The sequence below is a fragment of the Streptomyces sp. NPDC001604 genome (assembly GCF_042893475.1).
Taxonomy (GTDB): domain Bacteria; phylum Actinomycetota; class Actinomycetes; order Streptomycetales; family Streptomycetaceae; genus Streptomyces.
In genome coordinates, this window is sequence record NZ_JBIAUY010000016.1 from 11,965 (window position 1) to 32,793 (window position 20,829).

A 20,829-nucleotide genomic window follows, 5' to 3' on the forward strand; every position below is an offset into this window, starting at 1 on the left:
GCGGCACCCGCTGGGGGTGCCGCCCTTCGGCGTCGTACGAGAGCCCACGTAGCGGACCGCCTACTTGCGCATGACCTCCGGCTCGTGGCGGCGCAGGAAGCGGGCCACGAAGAAGGCGCAGATCACACCGAGCGCGATCAGGGCGATCATGTCCATGGTCCAGGCGCCCACGGTGTGCTCCCACAGCGGGTCGTTGGGCTTGCCCTTGCCGGGCGGGCTGATCCGGTTGAAGTCGAGCGTGGCGCCCGCGGCGGCGACGGCCCAGCGCGAAGGCATCAGATACGAGAACTGGTTGACCCCGATCGCGCCGTTCAGGGCGAAGAGACAGCCGGTGAAGACGACCTGGACGATCGCGAACATGACCAGCAGCGGCATGGTCTTCTCGGAGGTCTTCACCAGGGCCGAGATGATCAGGCCGAACATCATCGAGGTGAAGCCCAGGGCCATGACCGGGATGGTGAGCTCCAGCAGCGGGAGATTCTTGAGGACCAGGCCCTCCGTCGGGATCTTCCGGCTGGCGAAGCCGATCATGCCGACCATCAGGCCCTGCAGCACCGTGATGAAGCCGAGCACGAAGACCTTCGACATCAGGTACGCGGAGCGGGACAGGCCGGTGGCGCGCTCCCGCTCGTAGATGACCCGTTCCTTGATCAGCTCACGGACGGAGTTGGCGGCACCCGCGAAGCAGGCACCGACCGCGAGGATCAGCAGGACGGTGGTGGCCGTGCCGTTCGGGACGGGCTGCTGGGTGGTCGGGTTGATCTCCGTGTTGACCAGCAGGTCCTTGCCCGAGTCGATGAGCAGGCTCACCGAGCCGAGGACGAGCGGCAGGATCACCGTCAGGGCGAGGAAGCCCTTGTCGGAGGCGATGACCGAGACATAGCGCCGTACCAGGGTGGCGAACTGGCTCATCCAGCCCTGTGGCTTCGGCGGCTTCATCGCCTGCATCGGAGGCATCTGTACGGACTGTGGTGCAACGGCGTCGATGTCCGCGGCGTACATCTGGTAGTGCTGCGAGCCCTTCCAGCGTCCGGCCCAGTCGTAGTCGCGGTAGTTCTCGAAGGCGGAGAAGACGTCGGCCCAGCTGTCGTAGCCGAAGAAGTTCAGTGCCTCCTCGGGAGGGCCGAAGTAGGCGACCGCGCCGCCCGGGGCCATCACCAGGAGCTTGTCGCACAGGGCCAGCTCGGCCACGGAGTGGGTGACCACGAGGACCGTACGGCCGTCGTCGGCGAGGCCGCGCAGCAGCTGCATGACGTCGCGGTCCATGCCCGGGTCCAGACCGGAGGTCGGCTCGTCCAGGAAGATCAGCGACGGCTTGGTGAGCAGCTCAAGGGCCACCGAGACGCGCTTGCGCTGGCCGCCGGAGAGGGAGGTGACCTTCTTCTCCTTGTGGATGTCGAGCTTCAGCTCGCGCAGCACCTCGTCTATGCGGTTCTCGCGCTCCTGGGCCGTGGTGTCGGCGGGGAAGCGCAGCTTGGCCGCGTACTTGAGGGCCTTCTTGACGGTCAGTTCCTTGTGCAGGATGTCGTCCTGCGGGACCAGACCGATGCGCTGGCGCAGCTCTGCGAACTGCTTGTACAGGTTCCGGTTGTCGTAGAGGACATCGCCCTGGTTGGCGGGCCGGTAGCCGGTGAGTGCCTTGAGCAGGGTCGACTTGCCGGAGCCGGAGGGTCCGATGACCGCGATGAGCGACTTCTCGGGGACGCCGAAGGAGACGTCCTTGAGGATCTGCTTGCCGCCGTCGACCGTGACGGTCAGATGGCGGGCCGAGAAGGACACCTCACCGGTGTCGACGAACTCCTCGAGGTGGTCGCCGACGATCCGGAACGTGGAGTGGCCGACGCCGACGATGTCGGTCGGGCCGAGCAGCGCCGAGCCGCCCTTGGGGATCTGCTGGCCGTTGACATAGGTGCCGTTGTGCGAGCCGAGGTCGCGGATCTCCATGCGGCCGTCGGGCGTCGAGTGGAACTCGGCGTGGTGCCGGGAGACCTGCAGGTCGGAGACGACCAGCTCGTTCTCCAGGGCACGGCCGATGCGCATCACGCGGCCGATGGAGAACTGGTGGAACGTGGTGGGGCTGCGGTCGCCGTAGACCGGCGGCGCCCCCGCACCGCCAACGGGGCCCTGCTGCTGCGGGATCGCGGCGGCGGCCTGCTGCGGCTGCTGCCAGCCGGGCTGCGGGGCCTGCTGCTGGGGCGGTGCCTGCTGCGGTGTCTGCTGGGCCCAGCCGGGGCCCGCACCCTGGGCGGCGTACGGCTGCTGCTGGGGCTGGGCGACCGCGGCCGCCGCGCCGGTGACGTTGACCAGCGGGCCGTCGGTCGCGTTGCCGAGGTGCACCGCGGAGCCGGGGCCGATCTCCATGTGATGGATCCGCTGCCCCTGCACGAACGTGCCGTTGGTGGAGCCCTGGTCCTCGATGACCCAACTGCGGCCGCTCCAGCTGATCGTGGCGTGACGCCAGGACACTCTGGCGTCGTCGAGCACGATGTCCCCCTGCGGATCACGTCCGAGGGTGTACGGCCTGGACGGGTCGAGCGTCCAGGTACGTCCATTCAATTCCAGTACGAGTTCCGGCACTCCATGCCCCACTGAGTAGTCCCCCGAGTTACCCCCAACACAGGGAGTCTAGGGATGTCGAACATCGTCGGGAACTATTTCAGGCTCGCCCCTCTGACCGAAAGTCGGGCCTTGTGCACCACCACGCACATGCGCATCGATTGGTTCCGTTGACGGGGTTGAAAACGGCCCGGAGAGTGGTAATCCACGCGAGGGGGACATGCGCGGCCGCCGTGCCGCAATGCGGATCGGGGGGTCTGCCATGAGTGCGTCCATGGGCACGTCGTCGAGTGTCGAGTCCGTCGGGAGCGGCACCAGGGTGCCGTGGGGGGACGTCCTGCTGTCCGCGATCGCCTCCGTGAGCTGGGCGTTGATCGGGATGGCGGGTACGGCGGCGCTCGGCCTGCATCTGCTGGAGGCGGACGCGTCGGGTTCGCTGGGGCCGATGACCGCGGCGGTCGTGGCACTTGGGGCAGGTGGTTCGGTGACACCGTCCGGCGACGTGTCCGCGTTCGGCCTGAAAGGTGCTCAGGCGCATACGGCCGTCACGATCACGCCATTGGGAGTGAGCCTGGTCGGCGCGCTCCTGCTGTCGTGGTTCTTCCTACGGTCCTTGCGGGCGGCGGGAGTTGTGATCGCGCCGGCCGAACTCCTCGCGCGTGCGGGCGCGGTGGTGGCGCTGTTCGTGGCGACGCTGGGCGGGCTGGCGTGGGCGGGGCACGACGTCATCACCATCGACGGCGGTTCGCTGGGGCTCGACAAGCTGCCCGGCGGAGGCGGCGGGGGTGGGGGCGGCGTCGACATCCCCGGTCTCGGTGACATCGGGAACATCGGCGGGCTGCTGCCCGACAACATCGGCAACCTCATCCATGCGAAGGCGGCGGTCGGCTTCACCGTCGACACGGCGCCCACGCTGCTGGGCGGGCTCGGCTGGTCGGCCGGCATCCTGCTGATCGCCCTGCTGGCCTCGCGCCGCACTCCCCTGCCGCGCGGCTGGGAGGCCCTGCACCGGGTCGTACGGCCGGCGGCGTCGGCGATCGTCACGGTGATGCTGGTGGCGGTGGCGGCGGCGTTCGCGGCGGGGGTGTACGCGGCGATCGGTGACGCCCACCCGAAGCGGATCTTCGGCGCCGCGCTGCTGGGCGCACCCAACGGCACCTGGCTGGGCATCCCGATCGGTCTGTTCGTGCCGTTCGACGGCAAGGCGACCGGCGTACTGACCAAATTCCTGCCACATCCGCTGGACGGTCTGCTCACCGCGAAGACCGACCGGTCGGTGACGCTGGCACGGCTGGCGGACCTGGACGGGCGGGTGTGGCTGCTGGGGGTGGCGGCGGCCGTGATGATGCTGCTGGCGGGGGTGCTGGCCGCGGTGCGGACGCCGGTGGGGGCCGGGGCTTCGCAGGCTGGTCCGGGCGCCCTCGCCTTCGCCGGGCGGTGCGCGGTGCGGCTGGGGATCGTCACGGCGCTGACGTTGCCGCTGCTCGCGTGGCTGACGGAGGTGTCGGTGGACGCCTCGCTGTCGGTGCTGGGCTTCGATGCGTTCGGCGCCGGGGTCGAGTTGCAGGGGCACCTCGGCATGGCGCTGCTGCTGGGCGCCCTGTGGGGTGCGGGGGCGGGGGCTGCCGGGGCGCTGCTGGCGTGGGCGACCGGCGCGGCGGGACGGCGGGCGGCGCCGTTGGCGCTGAGCGGCGAGGTCGCGGGGGTGTACGCCCCCGAAACCGGGGGCGGGGTCCCTGCCGCCGGGGCCGCGTCGGGGCCGTACACGCCCAGTACGCCGTACCGGGCGCCGAACCCCACCACCAATCCGTATCTGCAGCTGCCGGACGAGCTGCGGGAGCCGGAGGACGCGCGACCGCCGGACCGGCAGGGCGCGCCGGGCGCCCCCGGCCATGGACAGCCGCCCGCCGGCAGCGACATGTACGGCGCCCCGACGGTGGCCCGCCCGATGGGCACCCCGCCCCGCCCCCGCCGCGGAAACCGCCCGAACCCCGGCCCGAACGAGGGCCCGCCCCCACCCCAGCCGCCGCCCCCTCCGGGGCGTCCGAAGAACGACCGCTGAGTTCCGAGGGGACCGCCGGGGCCGCCCTGGCCAACCCTGAGGCTTCCGCCAGTCAGAGGCAGACGCTGAGCCGGATATACCGCCCCCGATGAGCTGGGGCACCTGTCCGCAGCCGAAACGGCACCTGTCCGCAGCCGAAACGGCCGTGGCAGTGGTCGCCCCCGCGCCTCCCGCCAGCCCAGCCGGACCGCGGAACCGGGGACACCGGCCCCCACGCAACCGGCCCCCCGCACACGTACGCCGCCCAGAGCAGGTCGTCACCGCCCGCTGCGACCCCGCCAGCTAGGCAGGCCGCGGAAGCGGATCCGGGCGTTCCGCCGCAACCGGGCCCCCAAGGCACCCGCCCCCGGGACGCCGGTGCTCTCGGTGCGGTCGTGGTCGGCGCGTAAGGCCTTCGACATCTGCTCGACACCCACTGTTCCGTGTCCGGCAGGCGGACCGCGGCGGCGGGCGGCACTGGGTGCCGGATACGGTGGGTACACCATGAGCGCATCGCAGACCTCGACCTCTGACGTCCCCACCCTCCTCGTCAAGATCTTCGGCAAGGACCGGCCGGGCATCACGGCCGGCCTGTTCGACACCCTCGCCGCCTACTCCGTCGACGTGGTCGACATCGAGCAGGTCGTCACCCGTGGCCGGCTCACGCTGTGCGCGCTCGTGACCCCGCCGCCGCACGGGCTGGAGGGGGAGCTGCGGGCCACCGTCCACAGCTGGGCGGAGTCGATGAAGATGCAGGCGGAGATCATCTCCGGGCGGGGCGACAACCGTCCGCGCGGCCTCGGACGCTCACTGGTCACGGTCCTCGGTCACCCGCTCACGGCGGAGGCGACCGCCCGGATCGCCGCGAAGATCGCCTCCGTGGGCGGCAACATCGACCGCATCTTCCGCCTCGCCAAGTACCCCGTCACCGCGGTCGAGTTCGCGGTGTCCGGCGTCGAGACCGAGCCGCTGCGCACGGCCCTGGTGACGGACGCCGCGGCACTGGGTGTCGATGTGGCGGTCGTCGCGGCGGGGCTGCACCGGCGGGCTCAGCGGCTGGTCGTCATGGACGTCGACTCGACGCTCATCCAGGACGAGGTGATCGAGCTGTTCGCGGCACACGCCGGCTGCGAGGACAAGGTCGCCGAGGTGACCGCGGCCGCGATGCGCGGGGAGCTGGACTTCGAGCAGTCGCTGCACGCGCGCGTGGCGCTCCTGGAGGGGCTCGACGCGTCCGTGGTGGACAAGGTGCGCAGCGAGGTGCGGCTGACGCCGGGGGCGCGGACCCTGATCCGTACGCTCAAGCGGCTCGGTTACCAAGTGGGCGTGGTCTCCGGAGGATTCACCCAGGTCACGGATGATCTGAAGGAGCGGCTGGGGCTCGACTTCGCGCAGGCCAACACGCTGGAGATCGTCGGCGGCAGGCTCACCGGCAGGGTCACCGGCGAGATCGTCGACCGTGCCGGCAAGGCGCGGCTGCTGCGCCGGTTCGCCGCGGAGGCGGGCGTACCACTCGCCCAGACCGTGGCGATCGGCGACGGCGCCAACGACCTGGACATGCTCAACGCGGCCGGCCTCGGCGTCGCCTTCAACGCCAAGCCTGTCGTACGGGAGGCCGCGCACACCGCGGTGAACGTGCCCTTCCTGGACACGGTCCTGTACCTGCTCGGCGTCACCCGCGAAGAGGTCGAGGCCGCGGACACGCACGACGAGGAGTAGTCGCCCCCATCGGCACGTCGAGGGGCCCGGCACCGTGGTGGTGCCGGGCCCCTCGGTCGTCGTGTCGCCTGCTCGCTTCGTCGGTCGTCTGCTGGTCCCGCCGTCTCGGTTACTCGGTCGGGGCCCAGTAGTCCAGCAGCGTGGCCACGCCCGGCTCCAGGCCCTTCCAGGGCCCCTCGAAGGACAGGACGGCGAAGGCGGCGGCCGGGAAGCCCCGGCGGTTCATCCGCTCGCCCGCGTCCCCCTCGGACGAGCCTGCCAGGATCTCGGCGAGGCCCTGCACGCCCGGGTTGTGGCCGATGAGTACGGCGTTCTGCACGTCGTCGGGGGTCTCGTTGAGCAGCGCGATCAGCTCGCCGGGTGAGGCCTCGTAGATCCGCTCCTCGTAGACGGTTTTCGGCCGGTGCGGGAATTCATGGACGGCGAGCTTCCAGGTCTCTCGGGTCCGGATCGCGGTGGAGCACAGGGCCAGATCGAAGGGGATACCGGTGTCGGCCAGCTTGCGTCCGGCGACTGCGGCGTCCGTGCGGCCCCGCTCAGCGAGGGGGCGCTCGTGGTCGGTCACCTGTGGCCAGTCGGCTTTCGCATGCCGGAAGAGGACGATCCTGCGGGGTTCTGCGACGCTCATGGAACCCAGCTTCGCATGAAACAGGCCATGGGGCGCAGGGAGTTGACTGGCGGCCGAACCGGTGCTCAGCGGCCTATGAGCTGCTGTGCCCGCTCGAAGAGGTGGGTGATCGCCGGGTCACCCGCCGCCGCCTGCGCGTCCGACGGGTTCAGCATCAGAGCCAGCAGCACGATGAAGGCGAGCGTCGGCAGGGCGAGGGCCCACCAGGGCAGCCGGATGTCGACGCCGGCCGTGGTCGCCGGGTGGGGCCGGGTGTGCGACTGGGCCGACATGGGTGCCTCCGCTGGTCTTCGGGTCTCGGTGATCCGCCTTACGCGGTCACACCTCGAAGTTACGGAATCGGGAGCCCTCAACCCATCCGGAGATCCACCCAGTTGACCCTGACACTCACCCCCTAGGGGATGGTGGTGCCAGCCCCACCATGGGCCGAGCGGGCCGCCCGGCGGGCGGTCACGGCGAGGCGATCGTCGCGATGACGGCGATGATCACGAAGATGGCGAGGAACGAGCCGAAGACGAGCAGCATCTTCTTCTGGCCGTTCTGGGGGTTCGGGTCGAGCACTGGCATACGGCAAGTCTCGCATCCGGCGCCCGCGGCGGTTCGGGCGGGGTCAGCGGGCCGCCTCGTCCTCCACCGTGCGGTTGCGCCCCGCCAGGACGCCCACGACCATCTGCGGGACCATCAGGGCGGCCATCAGCGCGATCGGCAGCCCCCAGCCGCCGCTGTGCTGGTAGAGCACGCCCACCAGGAGCGGGCCGGGGATGGAGATCAGATAGCCGGTGCTCTGCGCGAACGCCGACAACTGGGCGACGCCCGCGCCGGTCCTGGCCCGCATGCCGACCATCGTCAGGGCCAGCGGGAAGGAGCAGTTGGCCACGCCGAGCAGCAGCGCCCAGGCCCAGGCGCCGGCGGCCGGTGCGAGGTACAGGCCCGCGTACCCGGCCAGGCCGCATCCGCCCAGCGCGAGCACGATCGGCCCCTGGTGCGGCAGCCGGGCGGCGACGCGTGGGATGACGAAGGCCAGCGGCACGCCCATCACCATCGTGACGGCGAGCAGCAGTCCCGCCGTGCCCGCGGGCACGCCCGCGTCCCGGAAGATCTGTGCCATCCAGCCCATCGTGATGTACGCGGCGGTGGCCTGCAGCCCGAAGAACACGGCGAGCGCCCAGGCGGTGCGGCTGCGGGTGATCCGCAGCGCGGGCGCCTCCACGCGCGCGTGCTCCTGCCGCCGGGCCGGCTGCTCGGCTGGCGCCGCGCCCCGCTGCCGTACGAACGGGATCCACGGCAGTACGGCGGCCGCCGCGAGGGCCGCCCACACCGTGAGTCCCGACCGCCAACTGCCGCCCAGCGCCTCGGTCATGGGCACGGTCACCGCGGCCGCCGCGGCGGTGCCCAGGGCGAGCGCCATCGAGTAGAGGCCGGTCATGGAGCCGACCCGGTCGGGGAACCAGCGCTTGACGATGACCGGCATCAGGACGTTGCTGACGGCGATGCCCATGAGGGCGAGCGCACTGGCGGCGAGGAAGCCGGCCGTGCCGCCCGCGTACGGCCGTATGAGCAGGCCGGCGGTGATGGCGACCATGCCCGCGCACACCACCGCGCCCGGTCCGAAGCGGCGGGCGAGGCGGGGGGCCGTGACGCCGAAGACGGCGAAGCAGAGAGGGGGCACGGAGGTGAGCAGGCCGGCCACGCTGCCGCTCATGCCGAGCCCGTCGCGGACCTCTTCGAGGAGCGCGCCCAGGCTGGTGATGGCGGGGCGGAGGTTGAAGGCCGACAGGACGATGCCGAGCACGAGCAGTCTCGTCGTCCACGCGCGCGTGGCGGGTCGTCGGGGCTCGCCCGCGGCCGAACCGGACACGGTCGCGAACGTCTTCGTCCGGGTTTCCTCACTTGCCATGCCGTCCATCATAGAATCATTGGATGATTGGTTGTCCATCCCCGGGTCGGACGGACCCGCCCGCCGCGTGCGAAGGTGTGCCATGCCCCTGAGTCACCCCCGCCGTTCCGCGCTGTCCGAGCAGGTCATCGCCGCGCTGCGGCTCGAGATCACCTCGGGCGAGTGGCCGGTCGGCTCCCGCATCCCGACGGAGCCCGAGCTGGTCGAGCAGCTCGGGGTGGCCCGGAACACGGTCCGCGAGGCCGTCCGCGCCCTCGCGCACAACGGCCTGCTGGACATCCGTCAGGGCTCGGGCACCTATGTCGTGGCGACGAGCGAGCTGGCGGGCGTGATGCACCGCCGCTTCGCCGACGCGGACCCGCGGCACATCGCCGAGCTGCGCTCCACGCTGGAGTCGGCCGCCGCCGGGCTCGCCGCCGGGCGGCGCACGGAGAAGGACCTCAAGCAGCTGGACGCGCTGCTCGTACGGCGCGAGGAGGCCTGGGAGTCGGGTGACACGGAGGCCTTCGTGACGGCGGACGCGACCTTCCACATGGCCGTGGTGGCGGCCTCGCACAACGACGTGATGACCCAGATGTACGCGGACCTCGGCGAGGTGCTGCGGGACTGGCTGCGCGAGGACGTCGGCCAGGAGCTCACCCCGGAGACGTACATGGAGCACACCCGCCTGGTCGACGCGATCCGCACGGGCGACGCCGAGGCGGCCGGTGCGGAGGCCGCGAGCTATCCGTTCCTGTGCCGTCCGGGACGGTTCAGCGCCTCTGGTGACTGATCCACACCGAGCCGACTTCCTTCCAGCACCGGCCGGTGAGCCGTACGGTCATCGCCGGCTCGGTGTCGACGGGGGTGCCGTCGGTGTCGAGGTCCCACCAGCGGGCGCACTCGACATGCAGGCTGACGCCGTCGGTCAGCGGATAGGGGTTGTGGCAGTACGCGGTCACGTGGGAGCCGGTCACCCTGGCGCGGCACTCGGCGCCGAAGAGCTGCGGCGCCGGCGGCTTCCCGGGCTTCACACGCGCGTGGGGCGTCGCCTCGTACGGCAGGGACATCACGAGAGCGACGGCGACGGTCACTGAGGCCAGGTTGCGGACGATGCGCACAAGGGGACCTCCTCGGCCGCGCTGGGGAGGGAATCACGTGCTGAACACGTACTCCAGGGTGCGCAGTCCGGTCCCGGCCCGCCCGGTCACATAGCCCGAACGGGTGATATCTCGGCGAGGGCGGGGCACGCGCCGAGGGCCCCCACCCGGCAGGGTGCGGGCCCTCAGTGTCGGCCGAGGCTCAGCGGAGTGTCAGGCGCCGATGGCGTGCAGACCGCCGTCCACGTGGACGATCTCGCCCGTGGTCTTCGGGAACCAGTCGCTCAGCAGCGCGACGATGCCCTTGCCGGCCGGCTCCGGGTCCTTGAGGTCCCACTCCAGCGGGGAGCGGCTGTCCCACACGGAGGCCAGGTCGCTGAAGCCCGGGATGGACTTGGCGGCCATGGAGCCGATCGGGCCCGCGGAGATCAGGTTGCAGCGGATGTTCTGCTTGCCCAGGTCACGGGCGAGGTAGCGGCTGGTGGCCTCCAGGGCGGCCTTGGCCGGGCCCATCCAGTCGTACTGCGGCCAGGCGTACTGCGCGTCGAAGGTGAGGCCGACGACCGAGCCGCCGTTCTGCATCAGCGGCAGACAGGCCATGGTCAGCGACTTCAGGGAGTACGCCGAGACGTGCATGGCGGTGGCCACGGACTCGAACGGCGTGTTGAGGAAGTTGCCGCCGAGCGCGTCCTGCGGCGCGAAGCCGATGGAGTGCACGACGCCGTCGAGGCCGCCGAGCTCCTCGCCGACCAGGTCGGCCAGGCGGGCCAGGTGCTCGTCGTTGGTGACGTCGAGCTCGATGACCTTGGTGGGCTTGGGGAGCTTCTTGGCGATGCGCTCGGTCAGCGTGGGCCGCGGGAACGCGGTCAGGATGATCTCGGCGCCCTGCTCCTGGGCCAGCTTGGCGGCGTGGAAGGCGATGGAGGACTCCATCAGCACACCGGTGATCAGGACGCGCTTGCCCTCGAGAATTCCGCTCATGGTTGTCAGTGACCCATTCCCAGTCCGCCGTCAACGGGAATGACGGCTCCAGTGATGTACGAGGCGTCGTCCGAGGCGAGGAACCGCACCGTCGCGGCCACCTCCTCCGGCTGCGCGTAACGGCCGAGCGGCACCTGCTTGACGATGCCCTCGCGCTGCTCGTCGGTGAGCACCTTGGTCATGTCGGTGTCGACGAAGCCGGGCGCGACGACGTTGAAGGTGATGTTGCGCGAACCCAGCTCACGGGCGAGGGAACGCGCGAAGCCGACCAGGGCGGCCTTGGAGGCGGCGTAGTTGGCCTGGCCGGGGCCACCGTACAGCCCGACGACCGACGAGATCAGGACGACACGGCCCTTCTTGGCGCGCAGCATGCCGCGGTTGGCGCGCTTGACCACGCGGAAGGTGCCGGTGAGGTTGGTGTCGATGACCGAGGTGAAGTCCTCCTCGGACATGCGCATCAGGAGCTGGTCCTTGGTGATGCCGGCGTTGGCGATCAGGACCTCGACCGGACCGTGCTCGGCCTCGATCTCCTTGTAGGCCTGCTCCACCTGCTCGGTGTCGGTGATGTCGCACTTCACGGCCAGGCAGCCCAATTCCGTCAGGGCAGCCGGCGGCTCACCCGAGCGGTACGTGATCGCGACCTTGTCGCCGGCGTCGGCGAATGCGCGGGCGATGGCGAGGCCGATGCCCCGGTTGCCTCCGGTGACGAGAACCGAGCGGCTCAACGGATCACCCTTTCGATAGCGGTCTGATACCCCCCGCCCGAACACCTGGATGACAGGCGGCTTCCTCGAAAACCTATCGGTCCCGGTGCTCCCGCGGACAATCGGGCACCGACAGTGGCTTACGGGACTCACTGTCGGGTCCCTACAGAAAGTTCCCGGTACCGGCTCGAAACCTGTGGTCCGCGGCCCGGTCACGCGAAATGATCGGAGCAACCGCCGGTCCGTTCACAGGTCACGACAACAAGGAGAGACCTCGGTGCCTCATACCATCGACGAAGCCTTCACGGCACTTCCTCTACGGGCCCTGGCCGACGCGGCGCTGGCACGCGCGCGTGCCCTGGGTGCCGAGCATGCGGACTTCCGGTTCGAGCGGGTGCGCAGCGCGTCCTGGCGCTTCCGGGACGCCAAGCCCGCCGGTTCGTCGGACACCACCGACCTCGGGTACGCGGTACGGGTCGTGCACGGCGGCACCTGGGGCTTCGCATCGGGGGTGGACCTGAGCATGGACGCCGCCGCCAAGGTCGCCTCGCAGGCGGTGGCGATGGCGAAGCTCTCCGCCCAGGTGATCAAGGCGGCCGGTTCCGACGAGCGGGTGGAACTCGCCGACGAGCCCGTGCACGCCGAGAAGACCTGGATCTCGTCGTACGAGATCGACCCGTTCTCCGTGCCCGACGAGGAGAAGTCGGCGCTGCTGGCGGACTGGAGCGCGCAGCTGCTCGCGGCGAACGGCGTCAACCATGTCGACGCCTCGCTGCTCACCGTGCACGAGAACAAGTTCTACGCAGACACGGCCGGGACCGTGACCACACAGCAGCGCGTACGGCTGCACCCGCAGCTGACGGCCGTGTCGGTCGACGAGTCGAGCGGCGAGTTCGACTCGATGCGGACGATCGCGCCGCCCGTGGGACGCGGCTGGGAGTACCTCACCGGCACCGGCTGGGACTGGGAGAGCGAGCTCGAGCAGATCCCGGAGCTGCTCGCCGAGAAGATGCGCGCGCCGAGTGTGGAGGCGGGCCTGTACGACCTGGTCGTGGACCCCTCCAACCTGTGGCTGACCATCCACGAGTCCATCGGCCACGCCACCGAGCTGGACCGCGCCCTCGGCTACGAGGCCGCCTACGCCGGCACCTCCTTCGCCACCTTCGACCAGCTCGGCAAGTTGCGGTACGGCTCCGAGCTGATGAACGTCACCGGCGACCGCACCGCCGAGCACGGACTTGCGACCGTCGGCTACGACGACGAGGGCGTCGAGGGCCAGTCCTGGGACCTGGTGAAGGACGGCACGCTCGTCGGCTACCAGCTGGACCGACGGATCGCGAAGCTGACCGGGTTCGAGCGGTCCAACGGGTGCGCGTTCGCCGACTCCCCCGGACACGTGCCGGTGCAGCGCATGGCCAATGTGTCACTGCAGCCGGATCCGGCGGGCATGGCGACGGAGGACCTGATCGGCGGGGTCGACCGGGGCATCTACGTCGTCGGTGACCGTTCCTGGTCCATCGACATGCAGAGGTACAACTTCCAGTTCACGGGCCAGCGGTTCTTCAAGATCGAGAACGGTCGGATCACCGGGCAGCTGCGGGATGTCGCCTACCAGGCGACGACCACCGACTTCTGGGGCTCGATGGCCGCGGTGGGCGGCCCGCAGACGTATGTCCTCGGGGGTGCCTTCAACTGCGGCAAGGCCCAGCCGGGCCAGGTCGCCGCCGTCTCGCACGGCTGCCCCTCCGCGCTCTTCAAGGGCGTCAACATCCTCAACACCACGCAGGAGGCCGGTCGATGAGCGCCCGCAGCAACAAGCCGCACGAGATCGTCGAGCGGGCGCTGGAGCTGTCCACCGCCGACGGCTGTGTCGTCATCGCCGACGAGCAGTCGACCGCCAACCTGCGCTGGGCCGGCAATGCGCTCACCACGAACGGCGTCACGCGCGGGCGTACCCTCACGGTCGTCGCGACCGTCGACGGCAAGGAAGGCACCGCCTCCGGTGTCGTCTCCCGCTCGGCCGTGACCGCGGACGACCTGGAGCCGCTGGTGCGGGCCGCCGAGGCCGCCGCCCGTGGCGCCGGACCGGCGGAGGACGCACAGCCGCTGGTCACGGGCGTGGCGCAGTCGCCGGATTTCGTGGACCCGCCCGCCGAGACCTCGTCGACCGTGTTCGCCGAGTTCGCGCCGGCACTCGGTGAGGCGTTCGCACGCGCGCGTGCGGGCGGCCGCGAGTTGTACGGCTTCGCCAACCACGAGCTGGTGTCGAGCTATGTGGGTACGTCGACGGGCCTGCGCCTGCGGCACGACCAGCCCAACGGGACGCTGGAGCTGAACGCCAAGTCCCCGGACCGTACCCGCTCGGCTTGGGCGGGCCGCTCCACGCGTGACTTCAAGGACGTCGACCCGGCCGCGCTGGACGCGGAACTCGCCGTACGCCTCGGGTGGGCCGAGCGGCGGATCGAGCTGCCCGCCGGGCGGTACGAGACGCTGCTGCCGCCGACCGCCGTCGCGGACCTGCTGATCTACCAGATGTGGTCGGCGTCCGGCCGGGACGCGGTCGAGGGCCGCACGGTGTTCTCCAAGCCGGGCGGCGGCACACGCGTCGGCGACAGGCTCACCGAGCTGCCGCTGACCCTGCGCAGCGACCCGAACGAGCCGGGCCTGGAGTCGGCGCCCTTCGTGATCGCGCACTCCTCCGGCGGCGACCAGTCGGTGTTCGACAACGGCCTGCCGCTCGCGGCCACCGACTGGGTACGGCAGGGCGAACTGGCCCACCTGACCACCACCCGGCACAGCGCGGGCCTGACAGGGCTGCCGGTGGCTCCCTCGATCGACAACCTCATCCTGACCGGCGGCGACGACCGCTCCCTCGAGGAGATGGTCGCGAACACCGAGCGGGGGCTGCTGCTGACCTGCCTCTGGTACATCCGCGAGGTCGACCCGGCCACGCTGCTGCTCACCGGCCTGACCAGGGACGGCGTCTACCTCGTCGAGAACGGCGAGGTGAGCGGCGAGGTCAACAACTTCCGCTTCAACGAGTCGCCGGTCGACCTGCTCGGGCGGGCCACCGAGGCCGGGCGCACGGAAAAGACGCTGCCGAGGGAGTGGAGCGACTGGTTCACTAGGGCTGCGATGCCTGCGCTGCGGGTGCCCGACTTCAATATGAGCTCTGTCAGTCAGGGCGTATAACCTCGTAGCCGGTGGTCGCTCGACTGCCCGAAGATCATCAAGGAGATACGAGAACCGTGACGGACATCGTCGACGAACTGAAGTGGCGCGGGCTGATCGCCCTCTCCACTGACGAGGACGCATTGCGCAAGGCGTTCGCGGACGGTCCCGTCACGTTCTATTGCGGCTTCGACCCGACCGCGCCCAGCCTGCACCTCGGCAACCTCGTGCAGATCCTGACGATGCGCAGGATCCAGGACGCGGGCAACCGTCCGCTGGGCCTGGTCGGGGGGGCCACCGGCCTGATCGGTGACCCGAAGCCGAACTCCGAGCGCACGCTCAACGCCCCCGAGGTCGTCGCCCAGTGGGTCGAGCGGCTGCGCGCGCAGATCGCCCCGCTGCTGGACTTCGAGGGACCGAACGCCGCGGTCATGGTCAACAACCTGGACTGGACGCAGGGTCTGTCGGCCATCGAGTTCCTGCGGGACATCGGCAAGCACTTCCGCGTGAACAAGATGATCGGCAAGGAGGCCGTCGCTCGGCGGCTGGAGTCCCAGGAAGGCATCAGTTACACCGAATTCAGCTACCAGATCCTGCAGGGCATGGACTTCCTGGAGCTGTACCGGCGGTACGGGTGCACGCTGCAGACCGGCGGCAGCGACCAGTGGGGCAACCTCACCTCGGGCACGGACCTGATTCACAGGGTCGAGCCCGAGGCCGTGGTGCACGCGCTGGGCACTCCGCTGATCACCAAGGCCGATGGCACCAAGTTCGGCAAGACGGAGTCCGGCACGGTCTGGCTCGACCCCGAGATGACCACGCCGTACGCCTTCTACCAGTTCTGGCTGAACGCGGACGACCGGGATGTCTCCAAGTTCCTGCGGATCTTCAGCTTCAGGTCCCGCGAGGAGATCGAGGAGCTGGAGAAGCAGACCGAGGAGCGTCCGCAGGCCCGTGCCGCTCAGCGCGCGCTGGCGGAGGAGCTGACGACGCTGGTGCACGGCGCCGACCAGACGGCCGCGGTGATCGCCGCGTCCCGTGCCCTCTTCGGACAGGGCGAGCTGGCGGAGCTGGACGAGCGGACGCTGGCGGCGGCGCTGTCCGAGGTGCCGCACGTCCGGGTCGCCGAGCCCGGCCTGGTCGTGGACCTGTTCGCCGAGGTCGGGCTGGTGGCCAGCAAGTCGGCTGCGCGGCGGACCGTGAAGGAGGGCGGGGCGTACGTGAACAACGTGAAGGTCGCGTCCGAGGACGCCGTTCCCGCCAAGGAGGATCTGCTGCACGGGCGGTGGCTGGTGCTGCGGCGGGGCAAGAAGAATCTTGCCGCCGTCGAGGTCGCCGGGGCGTAAGCGCCGTAGGGGCGCGGGCCTGCTGCGGACTGCGGCTTCGTCGGGGTTGTTCGCGCCCACGCGGCGGAGCCGCAATGGACACAGCCCCGCGCCCCTTAATAGGGGCGCTGAAGCTCACGCCCGCTGTTTGTGCTTCCCCAGTGTGGCCATGTACGCCATGTCGACCAGGAAGACGATGATGACGGCGGCCACGAGCTGGAAGGCGTGGCGGCTCCAGTCGATGCCTCGGGTGGATTCGACGCCGAAGCCACGCGCGATGGCGTTGCCTGCGATCGCGCCGAGCATGCCGCAGATGGTGGTCAGCCAGAGGGGGCTGTGCTGTTTGCCGGGGATGACCGCCTTGGCGATCAGACCCAGTACGAATCCCACGATGATGGCCCACAACCAGCCCATGGCTGCCTCCTCGTACGGCTCGATGCAAGCCTTGCGCCCAGTGTCGGCCCGGGCACCGTACGGCGCATGCCGGGCGGGGCTGTACGCGCTACGGCTGAGGCCGTTCGGCCAGGTGGGAGGTGACCCGGTCTCGTAGGCGGCGCAGGCGCGGCGTAACGTTGGACGTGTCCGGGCACCGTTCCCCGACCGGGGGCGGACCGGGCACGGGGACGGGGACGGGCCGATGCGGGCGGATGGTGGAATGTGATGCGGAAGCTGCATGGCGTCGGCAACAGCCAGGTGTTCCGGATCACCGGAGCTCGGGCGAGCCTCGAAGAGGACGTGCGCGGCCGGCAGCGCCGGTACGTCATCTCTATGTCGATCCGTACGGTGTCGGTGATCCTCGCGGCCTCGCTGTGGAACGTCGAACGACCTGTCGCGATCGTGGCGTTGGTTCTCGGAGCGGTCCTGCCCTACATCGCCGTGGTGATCGCAAACGCGGGCCGGGAGAACGCGCCTTCGCTTCCGTCGACGTTCGTGAGTGTCCCGATGCGTCCGATGATTGCGCCGCCGCGGACGAAGGACGGTTTCGCGGAACCATTCCCGGAAGATCTCGCGGCCGAGCCCGCACCGGGCGCACGAAGCGAGCCGCACGACCGGGCGTGACCATGGCGCAGGGCTCGCAAACGGAAGGCGGCTCCGCACCAAGCTCAAGAAAAGCTCAGATCAATCATGTTGTTCAGGTGCCGGGCGACGGGTTACCCGTGACATACTTCGTAGGCGCTCCGCATCCCCCGTCGGAGCGACAGACCGACGCCGGGCAGCTCCCCCCGTGGCTGCTCGGCGTCGCCTTGTTCGGCGGCTTTTTCCGCGCCTTGTTCAGCCCGGTTGTGAGACGAACCTGTGAGTGACGAGAACCCGATCTGCTCCGCCAAGGGCTGCCGTGCCGATGCCGTGTGGGTGCTCGCGTGGAACAACCCGAAGATCCACACACCGGAGCGGCGCAAGACGTGGCTCGCGTGCGAGGAGCACCGGGAGCATCTGTCGCAGTTCCTCGGGGTGCGGGGTTTCCTCAAGGACGTCGTGAAGTTCGACGACTGGGAAGCGCCCGAGAACTCCTAGCCGCCGATCGCCGACATCGGGCGGTCCGGCTGGACGAACGACGGGTCGTCCAGGCCTGCTCCCGCCTTCTTGCCCCACATGGCCAGTCGCCAGATGCGGGCGATCTCCTCGTCCGGGGCGTCGGAGCGCAGGGCTGCGCGCAGGTCGGTCTCCTCCTGTGCGAACAGGCAGGTGCGTATCTGGCCGTCGGCGGTGAGGCGGGTGCGGTCGCAGGCCGAGCAGAACGGGCGGGTGACGGAGGCGATGACGCCGACGCGGTGCGGGCCGCCGTCCACGACCCAGCGCTCGGCGGGGGCCGAGCCGCGCTCGTCCGTGCCCTCCGGAGTCAGGTCGAAGCGGGTGCGCAGCGAGGCCAGGATGTCGCCCGCGGTGACCATGCCCTCGCGCTTCCAGCCGTGCTGGGCGTCCAGGGGCATCTGCTCGATGAAGCGCAGCTCGTAGTCGTGCTCCACGGCCCAGGCGAGCAGGTCCGGGGCCTCGTCCTCGTTCAGTCCCGGCATCAGGACGGTGTTGACCTTGACCGGGGTCAGGCCTGCGTCGCGGGCGGCCTGCAGGCCCTCGATGACGTCCTTGTGCCGGTCCCGGCGGGTGAGGGTCTTGAAGGTGTCGGGGCGCAGGGTGTCGAGCGAGACGTTCACCCGGTCCAGGCCCGCTGCCTTCAGGGCCGTCGCCGTGCGCTTGAGTCCGATGCCGTTCGTCGTCAGGGACATCTGGGGGCGGGGGTGCAGCGCGGCGACCCGCTCGACGATGCCGACCAGGCCGGGGCGCAGCAGGGGTTCGCCGCCGGTGAAGCGGACCTCCTCGATGCCCAGGGAGGTGACGGCGATGTCGATCAGGCGGACGATCTCGTCGTCGGTGAGCAGGTCGGGCTTGGCCAGCCACTGCAGCCCCTCTTCGGGCATGCAGTACGTACATCGCAGATTGCACCGGTCGGTCAGCGAGACCCTCAGGTCGGTGGCCACTCGGCCGTAGGTGTCGATGAGCACGTGGGCCCCCTCCCTCGTAGCTGATCAGATACGGATCAGTGCTGGTCCATCATTTTCCGTCACTTGTGAGCCTACGTGACGTCACTGACAACAACAGCGGCCCGATCCCACGAGGTACGGCCCGGCCGCGTCGTAGGGACCTACGACGCGGCCGGGCCAGGGGCCGTTTCCGGCTGCCGTCAGTGGGCGCCGGTGCCGGTCAGGGACCGGACCTCCAGCTCCGCGTACTTGCCCTTGTCGGGCTCCTCCTTGGACAGGTAGGTGCCGATGACGCCGAGCAGGAAGCCGACCGGGATCGAGATGATGCCCGGGTTCTCCAGCGGGAACCAGTGGAAGTCGACGTGGGGGAACATCGACGTCTCCTTGCCGGAGACCACCGGCGAGAACAGCACCAGGCCGACCGCCGTGATCAGGCCGCCGTAGATCGACCACAGGGCCCCGGAGGTGGTGAACCGCTTCCAGAAGAGGCTGTAGAGGATGGTCGGCAGATTGGCTGAGGCGGCGACTGCGAAGGCGAGGGCGACAAGACCTGCCACGTTCAGGTCGCGGGCGAGGGCGCCGAGGCAGATCGAGACGGCACCGATGGCGACCGTCGCCCAGCGGGCCGCGCGCAGTTCCTGCTTCTCGGTGGCCTCGCCCTTCTTGATGACGTTCGCATAGATGTCATGGGCGAACGACGACGAGGAGGCGAGGGTCAGGCCCGCGACGACCGCGAGGATCGTGGCGAAGGCGACCGCGGAGATGGAGGCGAGCAGGATGGCGCCCCAGTTGGAGTCGACACCGCCCAGATGCAGGGCAAGCAGTGGTGCCGCCGTGTTGCCCGCCTTGTTGGAGGCGATGATCTCGTCCGGTTTGATGAGCGCCGCGGCGCCGAAGCCCAGCGCGAGCGTCATCAGGTAGAAGGCGCCGATGAGGCCGATCGCCCAGTTCACGGACTTACGGGCGGCCTTGGCCGTGGGCACCGTGTAGAAGCGGATCAGGATGTGCGGCAGGCCCGCGGTGCCCAGCACCAGGGCGATGCCCAGGGAGATGAAGTCCAGCTTGGACGTCGAGGTGAGGCCGTACTTCAGGCCGGGCTCCAGGAAGGCCGACCCCTTGCCGCTGTTGTCGGCGGCCTTGCCGAGCAGGTCGGAGATGTTGAAGTGGAACTTCAGCAGCACCAGGAAGGTCAGCAGCAGGGCGCCCGCGATGAGCAGCACGGCCTTGACCATCTGGACCCAGGTGGTGCCCTTCATGCCGCCGATGGTGACGTACACGATCATCAGGACGCCGACGAGGGCGACGATGCCGATCTTGCCGGCGTCGCTGGTGATGCCGAGCAGCAGCGAGACCAGGACGCCCGCGCCCGCCATCTGGGCGAGCAGGTAGAAGATCGAGACGACGATGGTGGACGTGCCGGCCGCGGTGCGGACGGGCCGCTGGCGCATCCGGTAGGCGAGGACGTCGCCCATGGTGTAGCGGCCCGAGTTGCGCAGCGGCTCGGCCACCAGGAGCAGCGCGACCAGCCAGGCGACCAGGAATCCGATGGAGTACAGGAAGCCGTCGTAGCCGGCGAGCGAGATCGCGCCCGCGATGCCGAGGAAGGACGCGGCGGACATGTAGTCGCCGGAGACGGCCAGGCCGTTCTGGAAGGCGGTGAACTGGCGGCCGCCCGCGTAGAAGTCGGCGGCGTCCTTGGTCTGGCGGCCCGCCCATACGGTGATGACGAGGGTCGCGGCGACGAACACCGAGAACAGGGTGATGATCAGCGGCCGGTGCTGACTGGCCTCACCCGCGGCCAGCACGGTCTGCTGCGCGATGCTCATGCGTCGCCCTCCATACGGGACTTGATCGCCTCGGCCTTGGGGTCGAGCTTTGCGGCGGCGTGCCGCGAGTACCACCAGGCGATGAGGAACGTGGTGAGGAACTGGGCGAGGCCGAGCACCAGGGCGACGTTGACGTTGCCGAACAGCTTGGTGCCCATGAAGTCGTCCGCGTAGTTCGACAGCAGGACGTAGAGCAGGTACCAGGCGATGAAGCCGACGGTGAGCGGAAAGGCGAAGGAGCGGTGGGAGCGGCGCAGTTCACCGAACTCCGCACTCTCCTGCTCCGCGACGAACTCCTCGGTGGAGGGAAGTCGGGCTTGGGTCTTCGAGGGGGGCGGTGTCTCGGTGGCCACGGAGTCTCCTCGCGTTGCGGGTGCGGTTGTGACGGGGATCGGGGGCGAGTGTCCTCGTGCTCCCTGTCC

Annotated in this window: 20 protein-coding genes; 8 read left to right on the forward strand and 12 right to left on the reverse strand. The window is 70.0% G+C overall.

The window, feature by feature from the left end; translation table 11 throughout:
* Positions 1-60: 60 nt before the first annotated feature.
* Complete coding sequence (locus ACFY1E_RS33960; RefSeq protein ID WP_389082864.1) at positions 61-2,577, reverse strand: FHA domain-containing protein; 2,517 nt, start codon at positions 2,575-2,577, stop codon at positions 61-63.
* A gap of 241 nt (positions 2,578-2,818) precedes the next feature.
* On the opposite strand from ACFY1E_RS33960, the gene ACFY1E_RS33965 reads away from it, so the two are divergent.
* Together ACFY1E_RS33965 and serB are read left to right on the forward strand one after the other, a co-directional pair.
* The gene (locus ACFY1E_RS33965) at positions 2,819-4,618 is read left to right on the forward strand and encodes a streptophobe family protein (RefSeq protein WP_389082866.1); all 1,800 of its coding nucleotides are present in this window, start codon (positions 2,819-2,821) and stop codon (positions 4,616-4,618) included.
* Positions 4,619-5,101: 483 nt separating this feature from the next.
* Positions 5,102-6,316: a phosphoserine phosphatase SerB gene (serB, locus tag ACFY1E_RS33970; protein WP_389082868.1), complete on the forward strand. Its 1,215-nt coding sequence runs from the start codon at positions 5,102-5,104 to the stop codon at positions 6,314-6,316.
* A 109-nt stretch (positions 6,317-6,425) separates the two neighbouring features.
* On the opposite strand, the gene ACFY1E_RS33975 is transcribed toward serB, so the two are convergent.
* The 4 genes from ACFY1E_RS33975 to ACFY1E_RS33990 form a co-directional block, all read right to left on the reverse strand.
* Positions 6,426-6,944: a SixA phosphatase family protein gene (locus ACFY1E_RS33975; protein WP_389082870.1), complete on the reverse strand. Its 519-nt coding sequence runs from the start codon at positions 6,942-6,944 to the stop codon at positions 6,426-6,428.
* A gap of 65 nt (positions 6,945-7,009) precedes the next feature.
* A complete protein-coding gene (locus ACFY1E_RS33980; protein WP_030947837.1) occupies positions 7,010-7,216 on the reverse strand; it encodes a hypothetical protein in 207 nt (68 codons plus the stop codon).
* A 178-nt stretch (positions 7,217-7,394) separates the two neighbouring features.
* A complete protein-coding gene (locus ACFY1E_RS33985) occupies positions 7,395-7,511 on the reverse strand; it encodes an SGM_5486 family transporter-associated protein (RefSeq protein WP_097262240.1) in 117 nt (38 codons plus the stop codon).
* Between the two features lie 43 nt (positions 7,512-7,554).
* On the reverse strand, positions 7,555-8,853 hold the full coding sequence (locus ACFY1E_RS33990; RefSeq protein ID WP_389082872.1) for a CynX/NimT family MFS transporter: 1,299 nt from the start codon (positions 8,851-8,853) through the stop codon (positions 7,555-7,557).
* 70 nt (positions 8,854-8,923) lie between these two features.
* Here ACFY1E_RS33990 and ACFY1E_RS33995 point away from each other — a divergent pair, with 70 nt between their 5' ends.
* On the forward strand, positions 8,924-9,613 hold the full coding sequence (locus tag ACFY1E_RS33995; protein ID WP_389082874.1) for a FadR/GntR family transcriptional regulator: 690 nt from the start codon (positions 8,924-8,926) through the stop codon (positions 9,611-9,613).
* On the opposite strand, the gene ACFY1E_RS34000 is transcribed toward ACFY1E_RS33995, so the two are convergent.
* The 3 genes from ACFY1E_RS34000 to fabG form a co-directional block, all read right to left on the reverse strand.
* On the reverse strand, positions 9,594-9,941 hold the full coding sequence (locus ACFY1E_RS34000) for a hypothetical protein (protein WP_389082877.1): 348 nt from the start codon (positions 9,939-9,941) through the stop codon (positions 9,594-9,596). The genes ACFY1E_RS33995 and ACFY1E_RS34000 overlap by 20 nt on opposite strands.
* A gap of 192 nt (positions 9,942-10,133) precedes the next feature.
* Positions 10,134-10,901 carry an enoyl-ACP reductase FabI gene (fabI, locus tag ACFY1E_RS34005; RefSeq protein WP_389082879.1) on the reverse strand — a complete coding sequence of 256 codons (768 nt, stop codon included), beginning with the start codon at positions 10,899-10,901 and terminating at the stop codon, positions 10,134-10,136.
* Positions 10,902-10,906: 5 nt separating this feature from the next.
* Complete coding sequence (fabG, locus tag ACFY1E_RS34010; RefSeq protein ID WP_344403694.1) at positions 10,907-11,626, reverse strand: 3-oxoacyl-[acyl-carrier-protein] reductase; 720 nt, start codon at positions 11,624-11,626, stop codon at positions 10,907-10,909.
* Positions 11,627-11,882: 256 nt separating this feature from the next.
* Between fabG and ACFY1E_RS34015 the strand changes: the two genes are divergently transcribed.
* From ACFY1E_RS34015 to tyrS, 3 genes are read left to right on the forward strand one after another with little or no spacing between them, the layout of a single operon-like run.
* A complete protein-coding gene (locus tag ACFY1E_RS34015) occupies positions 11,883-13,406 on the forward strand; it encodes a TldD/PmbA family protein (protein WP_389082881.1) in 1,524 nt (507 codons plus the stop codon).
* The gene (locus ACFY1E_RS34020) at positions 13,403-14,797 is read left to right on the forward strand and encodes a metallopeptidase TldD-related protein (RefSeq protein ID WP_389082884.1); all 1,395 of its coding nucleotides are present in this window, start codon (positions 13,403-13,405) and stop codon (positions 14,795-14,797) included. Before ACFY1E_RS34015 ends, ACFY1E_RS34020 begins: the two co-directional genes overlap by 4 nt.
* A 56-nt stretch (positions 14,798-14,853) precedes the next feature.
* On the forward strand, positions 14,854-16,122 hold the full coding sequence (gene tyrS, locus ACFY1E_RS34025; RefSeq protein WP_389082887.1) for a tyrosine--tRNA ligase: 1,269 nt from the start codon (positions 14,854-14,856) through the stop codon (positions 16,120-16,122).
* 114 nt (positions 16,123-16,236) lie between these two features.
* Here the strand turns inward: tyrS and ACFY1E_RS34030 are convergent, their stop codons facing one another.
* Complete coding sequence (locus tag ACFY1E_RS34030; RefSeq protein WP_351481612.1) at positions 16,237-16,515, reverse strand: GlsB/YeaQ/YmgE family stress response membrane protein; 279 nt, start codon at positions 16,513-16,515, stop codon at positions 16,237-16,239.
* A gap of 246 nt (positions 16,516-16,761) precedes the next feature.
* Between ACFY1E_RS34030 and ACFY1E_RS34035 the strand changes: the two genes are divergently transcribed.
* Positions 16,762-17,160 (forward strand): DUF3099 domain-containing protein, encoded by a 399-nt coding sequence (locus ACFY1E_RS34035; protein WP_389083337.1) that lies wholly within the window; start codon positions 16,762-16,764, stop codon positions 17,158-17,160.
* A 237-nt stretch (positions 17,161-17,397) separates the two neighbouring features.
* Entirely contained in the window at positions 17,398-17,616 is a 219-nt protein-coding gene (locus ACFY1E_RS34040; RefSeq protein ID WP_389082890.1) for a hypothetical protein, read from the forward strand.
* On the opposite strand, the gene moaA is transcribed toward ACFY1E_RS34040, so the two are convergent.
* The 3 genes from moaA to ACFY1E_RS34055 form a co-directional block, all read right to left on the reverse strand.
* The gene (gene moaA, locus ACFY1E_RS34045) at positions 17,613-18,602 is read right to left on the reverse strand and encodes a GTP 3',8-cyclase MoaA (RefSeq protein WP_389082892.1); all 990 of its coding nucleotides are present in this window, start codon (positions 18,600-18,602) and stop codon (positions 17,613-17,615) included. The genes ACFY1E_RS34040 and moaA overlap by 4 nt on opposite strands.
* Before the next feature lie 179 nt (positions 18,603-18,781).
* Positions 18,782-20,407, reverse strand: coding sequence for a cation acetate symporter (locus tag ACFY1E_RS34050; protein WP_389082894.1), 1,626 nt, complete (start codon positions 20,405-20,407; stop codon positions 18,782-18,784).
* On the reverse strand, positions 20,404-20,760 hold the full coding sequence (locus tag ACFY1E_RS34055; RefSeq protein ID WP_351481623.1) for a DUF485 domain-containing protein: 357 nt from the start codon (positions 20,758-20,760) through the stop codon (positions 20,404-20,406). The genes ACFY1E_RS34050 and ACFY1E_RS34055 overlap by 4 nt, the downstream gene beginning before the upstream one ends.
* Between the last annotated feature and the right edge of the window lie 69 nt (positions 20,761-20,829).

Excerpts from the sequence above, each read along its gene's own strand:
- ACFY1E_RS33965 (WP_389082866.1), top strand. The coding sequence starts at position 2,819 with ATGAGTGCGTCCATGGGCACGTCGTCGAGTGTCGAGTCCGTCGGGAGC.
- serB (WP_389082868.1), top strand. The coding sequence starts at position 5,102 with ATGAGCGCATCGCAGACCTCGACCTCTGACGTCCCCACCCTCCTCGTC.
- ACFY1E_RS33975 (WP_389082870.1), bottom strand. The coding sequence starts at position 6,944 with ATGAGCGTCGCAGAACCCCGCAGGATCGTCCTCTTCCGGCATGCGAAA.
- ACFY1E_RS33980 (WP_030947837.1), bottom strand. The coding sequence starts at position 7,216 with ATGTCGGCCCAGTCGCACACCCGGCCCCACCCGGCGACCACGGCCGGC.
- ACFY1E_RS33985 (WP_097262240.1), bottom strand. The coding sequence starts at position 7,511 with ATGCCAGTGCTCGACCCGAACCCCCAGAACGGCCAGAAGAAGATGCTG.
- ACFY1E_RS33990 (WP_389082872.1), bottom strand. The coding sequence starts at position 8,853 with ATGATGGACGGCATGGCAAGTGAGGAAACCCGGACGAAGACGTTCGCG.
- ACFY1E_RS33995 (WP_389082874.1), top strand. The coding sequence starts at position 8,924 with ATGCCCCTGAGTCACCCCCGCCGTTCCGCGCTGTCCGAGCAGGTCATC.
- fabI (WP_389082879.1), bottom strand. The coding sequence starts at position 10,901 with ATGAGCGGAATTCTCGAGGGCAAGCGCGTCCTGATCACCGGTGTGCTG.
- ACFY1E_RS34020 (WP_389082884.1), top strand. The coding sequence starts at position 13,403 with ATGAGCGCCCGCAGCAACAAGCCGCACGAGATCGTCGAGCGGGCGCTG.
- ACFY1E_RS34030 (WP_351481612.1), bottom strand. The coding sequence starts at position 16,515 with ATGGGCTGGTTGTGGGCCATCATCGTGGGATTCGTACTGGGTCTGATC.
- ACFY1E_RS34035 (WP_389083337.1), top strand. The coding sequence starts at position 16,762 with ATGCGGAAGCTGCATGGCGTCGGCAACAGCCAGGTGTTCCGGATCACC.
- ACFY1E_RS34050 (WP_389082894.1), bottom strand. The coding sequence starts at position 20,407 with ATGAGCATCGCGCAGCAGACCGTGCTGGCCGCGGGTGAGGCCAGTCAG.